9 protein-coding genes are annotated in these 12,373 nt (G+C 71.1%); 8 read left to right on the forward strand and 1 reads right to left on the reverse strand.

Translation table 11 applies throughout. The features are described from left to right. The first annotated feature begins 59 nt into the window (after nt 1-59). The 8 genes from mnmA (at nt 60) to HNR23_RS02395 (ending at nt 10,827) form a co-directional block, all read left to right on the forward strand. Nucleotides 60-1,157 (forward strand): tRNA 2-thiouridine(34) synthase MnmA, encoded by a 1,098-nt coding sequence (gene mnmA, locus HNR23_RS02360; RefSeq protein WP_246421544.1) that lies wholly within the window; start codon nt 60-62, stop codon nt 1,155-1,157. Between the two features lie 208 nt (nt 1,158-1,365). Beyond that, nucleotides 1,366-1,893, forward strand: coding sequence for a DedA family protein (locus HNR23_RS02365; RefSeq protein WP_184073036.1), 528 nt, complete (start codon nt 1,366-1,368; stop codon nt 1,891-1,893). A 47-nt stretch (nt 1,894-1,940) separates the two neighbouring features. Next, the gene (locus HNR23_RS02370) at nt 1,941-2,960 is read left to right on the forward strand and encodes a uroporphyrinogen decarboxylase/cobalamine-independent methonine synthase family protein (protein WP_184073038.1); all 1,020 of its coding nucleotides are present in this window, start codon (nt 1,941-1,943) and stop codon (nt 2,958-2,960) included. A gap of 24 nt (nt 2,961-2,984) precedes the next feature. Beyond that, complete coding sequence (gene ligA, locus HNR23_RS02375) at nt 2,985-5,180, forward strand: NAD-dependent DNA ligase LigA (protein WP_184073040.1); 2,196 nt, start codon at nt 2,985-2,987, stop codon at nt 5,178-5,180. A 359-nt stretch (nt 5,181-5,539) separates the two neighbouring features. After that, nucleotides 5,540-7,597, forward strand: coding sequence for a putative bifunctional diguanylate cyclase/phosphodiesterase (locus tag HNR23_RS02380; protein WP_184073042.1), 2,058 nt, complete (start codon nt 5,540-5,542; stop codon nt 7,595-7,597). A 119-nt stretch (nt 7,598-7,716) separates the two neighbouring features. After that, nucleotides 7,717-8,016 (forward strand): Asp-tRNA(Asn)/Glu-tRNA(Gln) amidotransferase subunit GatC, encoded by a 300-nt coding sequence (gene gatC / locus HNR23_RS02385; protein WP_184073044.1) that lies wholly within the window; start codon nt 7,717-7,719, stop codon nt 8,014-8,016. Next, a complete protein-coding gene (gatA, locus tag HNR23_RS02390) occupies nt 8,013-9,527 on the forward strand; it encodes an Asp-tRNA(Asn)/Glu-tRNA(Gln) amidotransferase subunit GatA (RefSeq protein WP_184073046.1) in 1,515 nt (504 codons plus the stop codon). Before gatC ends, gatA begins: the two co-directional genes overlap by 4 nt. Nucleotides 9,528-9,723: 196 nt before the next feature. Beyond that, entirely contained in the window at nt 9,724-10,827 is a 1,104-nt protein-coding gene (locus tag HNR23_RS02395; RefSeq protein ID WP_184072741.1) for an IS630 family transposase, read from the forward strand. 196 nt (nt 10,828-11,023) lie between these two features. Here the strand turns inward: HNR23_RS02395 and HNR23_RS02400 are convergent, their stop codons facing one another. After that, entirely contained in the window at nt 11,024-12,256 is a 1,233-nt protein-coding gene (locus HNR23_RS02400) for a Cys-Gln thioester bond-forming surface protein (RefSeq protein ID WP_184073048.1), read from the reverse strand. Nucleotides 12,257-12,373: the final 117 nt, after the last annotated feature.

Genomic DNA, 12,373 nt, shown 5'->3' on the forward strand with positions numbered 1-12,373 from the left:
GGGGTCCGGCCGCCGCCGTCGCGCAGCAGCATCCTCCAGCGCATAGGCTGGAAGGCGTTATGACTTTGCGCGTACTCGCCGCCATGTCGGGCGGCGTCGACTCCGCGGTCGCGGCCGCCCGCGCGGCCGAGGCCGGGCACGACGTCACCGGTGTGCACCTGGCCCTTTCCAAGAACCCGCAGTCCTACCGCACGGGCGCGCGGGGCTGCTGCACCGTCGAGGACTCCCGCGACGCCCGGCGCGCCGCCGACGTCATCGGCATCCCCTTCTACGTGTGGGACATGGCCGAGGAGTTCGACCGCGAGGTCGTCCAGGACTTCGTCGCCGAGTACTCGGCAGGGCGCACGCCCAACCCGTGTCTGCGGTGCAACGAGAAGATCAAGTTCGAGGCGGTGCTCGACCGGGCGATCGCGCTCGGCTTCGACGCCGTGGCGACCGGCCACCACGTCCGCAAGGTCGACGGCCGCCTGGTGCGCAGTGTCGACCCGGACAAGGACCAGTCCTACGTGCTGGGCGTGCTCACCCGTGAGCAGGTGGCGCACGCCATGTTCCCGCTGGGTGACTGCACCAAGGAGGAGGTGCGCGCCGAGGCCGAGCGGCGCGGGCTGTCGGTGGCCGACAAGCCGGACAGCCACGACATCTGCTTCATCGCCGACGGCGACACCGCAGGGTTCCTGAACAGGCGGCTGGGCGGGGAGCCCGGCCCGATCAAGGACGAGTCCGGCGAGGTCCTGGGCACCCACAGCGGCGCGCATACCTTCACGGTGGGCCAGCGCAAGGGGCTGAACCTGGGCGGGGCACCCGACCGCCGCTACGTGCTGTCCATCGAGCCGGTGAACAACACGGTGACGGTCGGGCCGCGTTCCTCGCTGCGGGTGGACGAGATCGTCGGGCGGAGCCCGGTGTGGAGCGGCTGCGACCCGATCACCGAGCCGACGCCGTGCATCGTCCAGCTGCGGGCGCATGGCGAGGTCTATGCGTGCACGGCATGGCAGCGAGGCGAGGAGCTGGTGATCCGCCTGGCGGAGCCCGCCACGGGCGTGGCCGCCGGGCAGGCGGCCGTGCTCTACGACGGGGACACCGGCGACACGGTGCTGGGCTCGGCGACGATCACCGCCACCGCACGGAGTGAGGAGGAGGCGGCCGCCGCGGGCTGACCCGGGCGGGGCGCCGCCGGTCCGGCGGGCGTGGGCGTCACCGCACCGTGCCGCCCCCCGCGACCGGGGAGTGTTAGGTTAGGCTTAGCAATATTGCATGGACGTTGCCGGGGCGCGTCCGGCGCAACGGGCGTCGTTCCCCCGGCCGCGAGCCGGGAATGACCCGCCGAATACGCCCCGGGGTGGCGAGAGCGAGGATGGAGGCGGCATGCCGTACGGGTTCCTGGAAGGCCAGCCCTTCCTGGTCGTGTACCTCTCGCTCTTCGCGATCGTGGTGCTGCGCGCCCAGGCCACCTATTGGCTGGGGCGGGGTGTGTGGGCCGGGCTGCACCGCACCGGCATGGCCGAGCGCCTCGGCACCAAGCTCACCCGCGCCCACGACCTCATCGACCGCTACGGCCCGCCCGCCGTCACCCTGTCGTTCTTCACCATCGGCATCCAGACCGCCGTGAACTTCACGGCCGGCGCCATGCGGATGAGCTTCCCCCGCTACCTGGTGGCGATGCTGCTGGGCTGCATGGCCTGGGCCGGCATCTACAGCCTAGGCGGCATGGCCGTCATCGCGGTGTGGTGGAACCTCTTCATCCACTCGCCGCTTCTGGCCGTCGGCGCCACCGCCGCGCTGGCCGCGGTGGTCGTGGGCGTCGTCCGGCACCGCCGGCGCCGCCGCGCCGCAGCCGAACAGGCGGCGGCCGACCCGTCGGACCCCGCCGACCCCACCGAGCGCGTGTCCTGACCCGCCTCGGCCGGTCACCGTCCCCCGGTGCCCTAACCTTGAGCGTCGTGACGCACGCGAGATTTCCCTGGCCCGAGGCGAGTTCCACCGGTGTCGGCTCCTACCCCGGCGACGACCCCGACGAGGCCGTCCGCACCATCCTGGGCGAGCTGCCCGACCTGCCCCACCTTCCCGAGCTTCCCGCGCGCGGAGCCGGGGCCGACATCATCGGCCGCACCGCCGCGCTGCTGGTCGACCTCCCGGTCGAGGTGCAGCCCTCGGGGTGGCGGGTGGTGCAGCGCCCCGGCCGCGACCTGGCCCGCGCCACCGACTTCCTCCGCTACGACGTCGACGCCCTGGAGGAGCACGCGCATTCTTACCACGGCCCGCTGAAGATCCAGGTCGCCGGGCCGTGGACGCTGGCGGCCGGGATCGAGCTGCGCACCGGTGAGAAGCTGCTCGCCGACCACGGGGCCGTCGCCGACCTCTGCGCGTCGCTCGTCGAGGGGGTGGTGGCGCACATCGCGGACGTCCGCTCCCGCGTGCCCGGCGCCGAGTTGCTGGTCCAGGTCGACGAGCCGTCCCTGCCGTCCGTGCTGACCGGTGCCGTGCGCACCGCCAGCGGGTACGGTCGGCTGCCCGCGGCCGACCGGGCGGCGGTCGAGGCCCGGCTGCGCGCGCTGTTCGGCGCGATCACCGAGGCCGACGGGCTGCCGGTCGGCCACTGCTGCGCCGCCGCGGCGCCCGTCGACCTGCTGCGCCGGTCGGGGGCGCGGGCACTGAGTCTGGACGCGACCCTGCTGACGCGGGCGCACGACGAGCACATCGGCGTGGCCGTGGAGGCGGGAGCCGGGCTTTTTCTCGGTGTCGTGGCGAGTACGGACTCGGTTTCGTCCGACCCGGCCGCTACCGTCGATCCTGTACGTGAGCTGTGGAATCGGATCGGCTTCGCCCCTGAGGAGCTCGCGGCGACGGTGGTCACCACCCCGACGTGCGGGCTGGCCGCGGCTTCGCCCGGCCACGCGCGCGCTGCGATGGCGGCGTGCCGGGACGCCGCGCGGGTGCTGCGCGAGGAACCACGGCGGTAGACGGTGAGGAAAGGACGTACCCGGGTGAGCGCGGAAGATCCGGCGGCAGCGGATGCGGGCGGCACGGAGGGCATCCCCGCCGAGGTGCGCGAGCGCCACGCCGAGCTGTGCCAGGAGATCGACGACCACAGCTACCGGTACTACATGCAGAACCCGATCATCTCGGACGCCGAGTACGACGAGCTCGTGGCCGAACTGCGCGCCATCGAGGCGGCGCACCCCGAGTTGATCACCCAGGACTCGCCCACGCAGAAGGTCGGCGCGCCGATCAGTGTGGACTTCGCGGCGGTCGAGCACCGGCAGCGGATGGAGAGCCTGGACAACGCGTTCAGCGCCGAGGAACTGCAGGCGTGGACGCAGCGGGCGAGCAGTGAGGTGCCGGTCGACGGCTACCTGTGCGAGCTCAAGATCGACGGACTGGCCGTGGACCTGGTCTATGAGAACGGCCGCCTGACCACCGCCGCCACCCGCGGCGACGGCCGGGTCGGCGAGGACATCACGCTCAACGTCCGCACCATCGACGCCGTCCCCGACCGGTTGGACGAGAGCGTCCGGCCCGCGCCCGAACTGCTGGAGGTGCGCGGCGAGGTCTTCCTGCCGGAGGACGACTTCAAGGAGCTCAACGCCCGGCTGACGGCCGAGGGCAAGCAGCCGTTCGCCAACCCGCGCAACGCCGCGGCCGGTTCGCTGCGGCAGAAGGATCCCCGCGTCACCGCGACCCGCCCGCTGAGCATGCTGGTGCACGGCATCGGCGCGCACCGGGGAGTGGAGGTCACCCACCAGTCGCACGCCTATGACCTGATGCGCGACTGGGGCCTGCCGGTCAGCGACCGCTACCGCGTGGTGGCGACGACCGCGGAGGTGTGGGACTTCGTCGAGTACTACGGCGAGCACCGCCACGAGCCCGACTACGAGATCGACGGTGTGGTGGTGAAGGTGGACGACGCCGCCCTGCAGCGGCGGCTGGGTTCCACGAGCCGCGCACCGCGGTGGGCGATCGCCTACAAGTACCCGCCCGAGGAGGTCACCACCAAGCTGGTCGACATCAAGGTCGGGGTGGGCCGGACCGGGCGGGTCACCCCCTACGGCGTCATGGAGCCGGTGGTGGTGGCCGGGTCGGAGGTGCAGTTCGCCACCCTGCACAACGCCCAGGAGGTCCAGCGCAAGGGCGTGCTCATCGGCGACACCGTGACCCTGCGCAAGGCCGGCGATGTCATCCCGGAGATCCTGGGGCCGGTCGTGGACCTGCGCGACGGCACCGAGCGGCCGTTCGTGATGCCGGAGACCTGCCCGGAGTGCGGGTCGCCGCTGGGCCGGCAGAAGGAGGGCGACGTCGACCTGCGCTGCCCCAACGCCCGGTCCTGCCCCGGCCAGCTGCGCGAGCGCGTGTTCTACATCGCCAGCCGCAAGGCCCTGGACATCGAGGCGCTGGGCTACGTCGCGGCCACGGCGCTGACCCAGCCGCTGCGGCCCCAGGAGCCGCCGCTGCGCGACGAGGGCGACCTCTTCGACCTGTCGGTGGAGCGGCTGCTGCCGATCCGCACCCTGGTCCTGGACCCCGACACCACCGAGCCCAAGCCCGACCCCAAGACGGGCGAGCCCAAGGTGGTCACCTTCTTCGCCAACCAGCAGGGGGAGCCGAAGAAGACGGTCGAGAAGCTGTTCGAACAGCTGGAGCAGGCCAAGAGCCGGCCGCTGTGGCGGGTGCTGGTGGCGCTGTCGATCCGGCACGTGGGGCCGCGTGCCGCCGAGGACCTGGCCCGGCACTTCCGGTCGATCGACGCGATCGCGGAGGCGAGCGAGGAGGAGCTGGCGTCGGTCGACGGCATCGGCCCGACCATCGCCCAGTCCATCGTGGAGTGGTTCCAGGTCGACTGGCACCGCGAGATCGTCCGGAAATGGCGCGAGGCGGGTGTCCGGATGGAGGAGGAGGGCGCGGGGAGCGGTCCGCGCCTGCTGGACGGCGTCACGGTCGTGGTCACCGGCTCACTGGAGGGATTCACCCGCGACGGCGCCAAGGAGGCGATCGCGGAGCAGGGCGGCAAGGCCACCGCGTCGGTCTCGAAGAAGACCCGGTTCGTGGTGGTCGGCGACAGCCCCGGGAGCAAGTACGACAAGGCGGTGGGCCTGGGCGTGCCGATCCTGGACGAGGCTGGCTTCCGGGTTCTGCTGGAGCAGGGGCCGGATGCGGCCATGGAGCACCGGCTCCCCACGGAATGATCGGTGCGGCCGTGCGCTGACCAGGATCGGGACCGGTCGAACGTCGGCGCGCGGCCGGTTTATGCCACTGGCTCTCTACTATGGGCGACCACTAGGCTACCTGTCGCAGTATTGTGGAGTGAATCGGGCGATTTCGCCAGGTCCGGCCTGCCTTACTAAAAGTCCTCATCTGGCGACACCTGGTCACAGGTCATCGTAGGGTGAGCATGATGACCGGGGTTGACCCGCAGATTGCAGACGTGGCTGTAACGGTCATGGGGGTGACCGGAACGGTTGAGACGGATTTCGTGAGGAGTACCTGCGCCGCGATGGATCCGCCGACTCGGCGCAGCGCTCCGTGAAGCACCCCGAGGATGTCTATGTTGGATCCCAACAACACCCGGGATGTCGGCCCCCGGGTCGGGACACCGCTGTGGCTCTACCTCGCCGGCACCACGGTGTCCGGTTGTGCTCTCCTCGGCCTGTCGCTGTACTGGCTCGGCCTGGACCGGCTGCAGGTGCTCGCCGGGCAGCCGCTCATCTGGGTGGTGCTGTGCATGGTGGTCCTGGGCGAGCTGCGCCCCATCGCCACGCCGCGCACCGGGGCCGACAACGGGGCGCCGACCTCCCTGCCCTTCTCGTTCGCGCTGCTCATCTTCTACGGCCTGGCCGTGGCCGGACTGGTCCAGGCCATCGCCTCGATCATCGCGGGGGTGGCCCGCGGCCACGCACCGCACCGAACCGCGTTCAACGTGGCCCAGTACGTCCTCAGCTTCGGGGTGGCCGACGCCGTCATCCGGATGATCGTCCCGCACGCGCAGGCGATCCCCTGGGTGCCCGGCGGCGCCGAGCTGCTCGTGGTGGCCCTGGCCGGCATCTGCTACTTCGTCACCAACCTGGTGCTGGTGGAGTGCGCGGTGGCGATGCACGAGCGCGCTCCGCTGCACGGCACCCTCACCCGCGACCTCGGCCAGCGCCTGTTCGTCAACGGCGTTCTGCTCAGCCTCGCGCCACTCGTCGTCGTCGCGATGACCCACGAGATCTGGCTGGTGCCCCTGTTCTCGCTGCCGCTGGTCGCCCTCTACACCAGCGCCACCCTGTCGGTGAAGCGGGAGCACCAGGCCAACCACGACGAGCTCACCGGGCTGGCCAACCGCAAGCTGCTGATCCTGCGCACCCAGGAGGCGCTGAGCGAGGCCCAGCAGCGCGACCACCGCGTCGGCCTGCTGCTGCTCGACCTCGACCGGTTCAAGGAGGTCAACGACACCCTCGGCCACCCCACCGGCGACCGCCTGCTGCAGACCGTCGCGCGGCGCCTCACCCACAGCGTCCGCCCCGGCGACCTGGTGGCCCGCCTCGGCGGCGACGAGTTCGCGGTCCTGCTGCCGCAGGTGCGCGACGCCGCCTCCGCCCGCGAGGTGGCGGCGCGGCTTCGGGTGTCGCTCGCCGAGCCGATGCGCCTCGACGGCGTCGAGTTCGACCTGGAGGCCAGCGTCGGCATCGCCCTTTACCCCAACCACGCCCCTGACTTCGAACTGCTGATGCAGCGGGCCGACGTCGCCATGTACGTCGCCAAGGAGCACCGTACCGGCGTCGAGCTGTACGCCCCCTACAAGGACCGCAACTCCACCGCCCGGCTGAGCCTGTTCGGCGAGCTGCGGCGCGCGCTGGTCGAGGACGAGCTGGAGATGTTCTACCAGCCCAAGGTGCACCTGGGTGAGCGCCGCGCGGTCGGGATGGAGGCGCTGGTCCGCTGGCGGCACCCGCAGCGGGGCATCCTGCCGCCCGAGGAGTTCGTGCCGCTGGTGGAGCAGTCCTACCTCATGCGCAGCTTCACCCACGAGGTGTTGGAGAAGACCCTGCCGCAGGTGGCCCGCTGGCAGGCCGAGGGGGTGCGACTGCCGGTCGCCGTCAACCTCTCGGCGCGCGAACTGCTCGACCCCACCCTGCCCGACATCGTGGGCGCGGCCCTGCGCCGCCACGGCGTCCGGCCGGAGGCGCTGCGCCTGGAGATCAGTGAGCGGGTGATGGTGTCGGAGGCGGAGGCCGTCACACCGACCATCCTCGCCTTGGCCGACCTCGGCGTCTCGCTCTCCCTCGACGACTTCGGCACCGGCTACTTCACCCTGGCCCGGCTCAACCGGCTCCCGGTGGAGGAGATCAAGATCGACGAGTCGTTCATCCGCCGGATCGTCGACGACGCCGACGGGCACGTCATCGTCAGCTCCGCCGTCGACCTCGTCGGCTCGCTCGGCATGCGGGCCGTGGCCGAGGGGGTGGAGAGTGAGGCGATCGCCAAGGCGGCCGCGGCCATGGGCTGCTACGCCGCGCAGGGCCGGTACTTCGCCCCGCCGATGGAGGCCGTCGCGGCCACCGAGTGGCTGCTGCGCGAGGGCGGGCTGGAGCCCGCCGCGGAGAAACCCACCCACTTCGCCTGAGAACGGGTGGGCGCGGTGGCCGGGGTCTCCCGGCCGCGGGTCCGCTTCGACACCCGCGCCTCCGCGACGGTCATAGGATTGACCTGTCCCGATCCGCCGAAGAAACGGTATGAGAATTCATGTCCGCCATCACCCGCGATGAGGTCGCTCACCTCGCCCGGTTGTCGCGGCTCGCGCTGCAGGAGGACGAGCTCGACCAGCTCGCCGCCCAGCTGGATGTCATCATCTCGGCTGTGGCCAAGGTGCAGGAGGTCGCCACCGGCGACATCCCGCCGACCTCCCACGCCCTGCCGCTGACCAACGTGTACCGCCCCGACGAGGTCCACCAGGGGCTCAGCCCCGAGGAGGCGCTCGCGGGTGCGCCCGCGGTGGAGGACCAGCGCTTCCGCGTTCCGCAGATCCTGGGGGAGGAAGAGTGAGCAGCGCAGAGGAGCGCGCCGGGATCATCCGGCTGAGCGCGGCCGAGATCGGGGCCGCCGTGAAGGCCGGCACCTACTCCGCCGTCCAGGTCACCGAGGCCTTCCTGGACCGGGCGGCCGAGGTCGACGGCGACATCTCCGCCTTCCTGCACATCGACCGCGAGACCGCACTGGCCCAGGCCCGCTCGGTCGACACGCGGCTGGCCGCGGGCGCGGAGCTCGGCCCGCTGGCCGGTGTGCCCGTCGCGCACAAGGACGTGTTCACCACGGTCGACATGCCGACGACCGCCGCGTCCAAGATCCTTGAGGGGTGGCGCCCGCCCTACGACGCCACCGTCACCGCGCGGCTGCGCGAAGCCGGGATGGTCATCCTCGGCAAGACCAACATGGACGAGTTCGCCATGGGGTCCTCCACGGAGAACTCCGCCTACGGCGTGACCCGCAACCCGTGGGACCTGTCCCGGATCCCCGGCGGTTCCTCCGGCGGTTCCTCGGCGGCCGTGGCCGCGTTCGAGGCGCCGCTGGCCACCGGTACCGACACCGGCGGATCGATCCGCCAGCCGGCCGCGGTCTGCGGTCTGGTCGGGGCCAAGCCGACCTACGGCGGCTCCTCCCGCTACGGGTTGATCGCGTTCGCCTCCTCGCTGGACACTCCCGGCCCGTTCGCGCGCAACGTGCTGGACGCGGCCCTGCTGCACGAGGCGTTCTCCGGGCACGACCCGCACGACTCCACCTCCATCGACGCCCCGGTGCCGGCGGTCGTCGAGGCGGCCAGGCGGGCCGACGTGGAGGGCATGCGCATCGGCGTCGTCAAGGAGTTCGCGGGCGACGGCTACCAGCCGGGCGTGCTGCAGCGCTTCCAGGAGGCCGTGGAGCTGCTGGAGTCCCTGGGCGCCAAGGTCGTCGAGGTCTCCTGCCCGAGCTTCGACACCGCGCTGGCCGCCTACTACCTGATCGCGCCGAGCGAGTGCTCCTCGAACCTGGCGCGCTTCGACGCCATGCGCTACGGCCTGCGGGTCGACGACGACGGCACGCGCAGCGCCGAGGACGTCATGTCGCTGACCCGGGCGCAGGGCTTCGGCCCGGAGGTCAAGCGCCGTATCATCCTGGGCACCTACGCGCTGTCCAGCGGGTACTACGACGCCTACTACGGCTCGGCACAGCAGGTGCGCACGCTCATCAAGCGCGACTTCGACGCGGCGTTCCAGGACGTCGACGTGCTGGTCTCGCCGACGGCGCCGACCACGGCGTTCCCGCTGGGCGAGCGCGCCGACGACCCCATGGCGATGTACCTGGCCGACCTGTGCACGATCCCGACCAACCTGGCGGGCAACGCCGCGCTGTCGGTGCCGTGCGGGCTGGCCCCCGAGGACGGCCTGCCGGTCGGCCTGCAGATCATGGCGCCGGCGCTGGCCGACGACCGCACCTACAGGGTGGGTGCGGCGTTCGAGGCCGCGCTGCGGAGCAAGAACGGTGCCGACCTGCTCGACTCCAGCCCGTATGCGCCCTAGAGCGTGTTTGACGGATCATTCCCGGCTCGCGGCCACCGGAACGACGCTCGCTGCGCCGCTCCACTCGTGAAGCCGACCTGGATTGACTTCGTGAAGCGGCTTGCGAGCGCCGCCCCGGACGGCCGCTCGCTCACCGGAAAGCATCCGCCAAACACGCCCTAGTGTCCTGATTGGTTAGTTCGTTTATGGTTGTGGGATGAGTCTTCCCGGACCGAAACCGCCACCGCTGGACCTGTCCGAGGACGAGCGCACCGAGCTCCAGCGGTGGGTCAGACGCCGCAAGACCGCCCAGGACCTGGCCCTGCGGGCGCGGATCGTGCTCGCCTGCGCCCAGGGCATGTCCAACGCCCAAGTGCGGCGCGAGCTGGGGGTGTCGGCGCCCACGGTGACCAAGTGGCGGCAGCGCTTCGCCGAGCACCGCTTGGAGGGCCTGACCGACGAACCACGGCCGGGCCGGCCGCGCACCGTCACCGACGCCCAGGTCGAGGCGGTCGTGGCCGCGACCCTGGAGACCAGGCCCGCCCACGGCACCCACTGGTCCACACGCTCCATGGCCAAGCACACCGGCCTCACCCAGAACGCGGTCTGGCGGATCTGGAACGCCTTCGGCCTGCAACCCCACCGCACCGAGTCGTTCAAGCTCTCCACCGACCCGTTCTTCATCGACAAGGTCCGCGACGTGGTCGGCCTGTACCTGGACCCTCCCGAACGGGCGGTCGCGCTGTGCGTGGACGAGAAATCCCAGATCCAGGCCCTCAACCGCACCCAGCCGGTCCTGCCGATGATGCCCGGCACACCCGAGCGCGCGACCCATGACTATGTGCGCGCGGGAGTGACCAGCCTGTTCGCAGCCCTGGACACCGCCACCGGCCGGGTGATCACCTCCATCCACCGCCGGCACCGCGCCACGGAGTTCAAGAAGTTCCTGGCCAAGATCGACCGCGAGGTCCCTGCCGAGCTGCAGGTACACCTGGTCCTGGACAACTACGCAACGCACAAGACACCCGAGATCCGCAGGTGGCTGCTGCGCCACCCCCGGTTCCACCTCCACTTCATCCCGACCGGCTCGTCCTGGCTGAACCTGGTCGAACGCTGGTTCGCCGAGATCACCGAGCGGCTGATCCGCCGCGGCACCCACCGCAGCGTCCAAGCCCTGGAAAAGGACATCCGCGCCTGGGCCGCGTCCTGGAACGAGGACCCCCGCCCATATGTGTGGACCAAGACCGCCGAGGAGATCCTCGACAGCCTTGCCTTCTACTGCCAACAAATCAACAAACGAACTAACCAATCAGGACACTAGGAGCCGGAACCGCGGCGTCTGACACCACACGGGCCGGGACCCCTCGGGGGCCCGGCCCGCCGGCTTCTCCGCGTAGATCTCGGGGGAAGCGGCGCCACGGCGGGTGGAACGGCGAACGCCCGCCGCCGTGGGGATGCCACGGCGGCGGGCGTCAGGTGCTCTCAGCGGAGCAGCTCTGCGGCGGAATCCGCGCCTCTTACTCGGCGGACTCGTCGGCGGCGCTGCGGCGCTTGCGGCTCAGGTACATCGCGCCACCACCGGCACCGAGGGCGGCGACACCGGCGGCGACCAGACCGGCCAGCGCGGCGCCGGTCACCGGCAGCGAGGGCTTGCTGTCATCCGGCTTGGGCGCGGGGGTCTCCTTGTCCTCCGGCTTCGGAGCGGGGCTCTCCTTGTCGCCCGGCTCGGTGGGCTTGTCCGGGGTCGGCGACGGCTTCTCGTCCGGCTCCTCGCTCGGCTCCGGGCTGGGCTTCGGCTGGTCGGCCTTGGCCCACTTCACGTCGACCTCGTCGGAGACGGAGATCTTGCTGGACTTGGCGGTGATGAGGGTCTGCGTGGCCTTCTGGCCCTCGATGCCCTTGAACAGGCGACCGGCCTTCATCTCGGTCGTGGTGGACGCGGAGACCTTGGCCTCGCCCGGGTCGGCGTCCTCGGGCACCTTGACGCCGAAGGAGCCGCCGTTGCCGACGCTGTCGACCTTCTTGCCGGTCTCCAGGTCGACCAGCTCGACGCCCTCCGGGGCGGTGAGGTCGAGCGCCACCGACTCGGCGCTGGTCTCCAGCTTGAACTCGCCGATGGTCTCGCCGGCCTTGCCCTCGGCGGACTTCGGGGTGATGGTCAGCGACGGCTGGGGCTGCTCGATGGCCGCGGCGTTCTCCACGAGGTACTCGTAGAGCGCGATGGCCTTGGCGTCGTTCCTGCGGTTGTTCTTGTCGAGCTTGGTGTCGTTGCTGAAGTGCCAGATGGCGGCCTGGGTACCGGCGACCGCCTGCGCCTGGGTCAGCCCGGCGACACCGCTCTTCTCGGCGACGGCCTGGACGTCGACGGTCGGGAACGAGTTCTGCAGGATCCAGTGGACCTTGGCCGGGTCGGCGAAGTCGCCCTTGCCCGGGTAGTTGGCCCAGTCGTCCTCTTCGTACTTGGCCCCGCCGATGATCTGCGTCTCGTAGTCGATGCAGTAGGTCTGCAGCGTCTCGCCGCCGTCGAGCTTCAGGTTGAACAGGCTCGGGCGGATGCTCTGGTGGGAACCCTCGAAGTAGAGGTTCGGGCCGTTGACCGCGTTGCCGACGTAGGTGCCGCGCGCGGCGTTGGCCAGCGCGGGAGAGGCGGCGACGCCGAACGCGAGGAGCGCGGCGGTGGCGGTCGCGGCGACCGTGGTCAGGGCACGACCGCGGCGGTGGGGGCTGTGGGGAGTAATCGTGTCGATCAAGTTGTGTCCCGGTGAGAACTAGGGGAACCGGATGGGGTCATCCGGCACTGTCTGACGCGGATGACAATGTGTGGCCGTCGGGACCGGGTTGCGCGTGCCGTCGAACGGCGGTGCGGG

The sequence above is a fragment of the Nocardiopsis mwathae genome (assembly GCF_014201195.1).
GTDB lineage: Bacteria > Actinomycetota > Actinomycetes > Streptosporangiales > Streptosporangiaceae > Nocardiopsis_C > Nocardiopsis_C mwathae.

Excerpts from the sequence above, each read along its gene's own strand:
- HNR23_RS02365 (WP_184073036.1), top strand. The coding sequence starts at position 1,366 with ATGCCGTACGGGTTCCTGGAAGGCCAGCCCTTCCTGGTCGTGTACCTC.
- mnmA (WP_246421544.1), top strand. The coding sequence starts at position 60 with ATGACTTTGCGCGTACTCGCCGCCATGTCGGGCGGCGTCGACTCCGCG.
- gatC (WP_184073044.1), top strand. The coding sequence starts at position 7,717 with ATGTCCGCCATCACCCGCGATGAGGTCGCTCACCTCGCCCGGTTGTCG.
- HNR23_RS02395 (WP_184072741.1), top strand. The coding sequence starts at position 9,724 with ATGAGTCTTCCCGGACCGAAACCGCCACCGCTGGACCTGTCCGAGGAC.
- HNR23_RS02380 (WP_184073042.1), top strand. The coding sequence starts at position 5,540 with ATGTTGGATCCCAACAACACCCGGGATGTCGGCCCCCGGGTCGGGACA.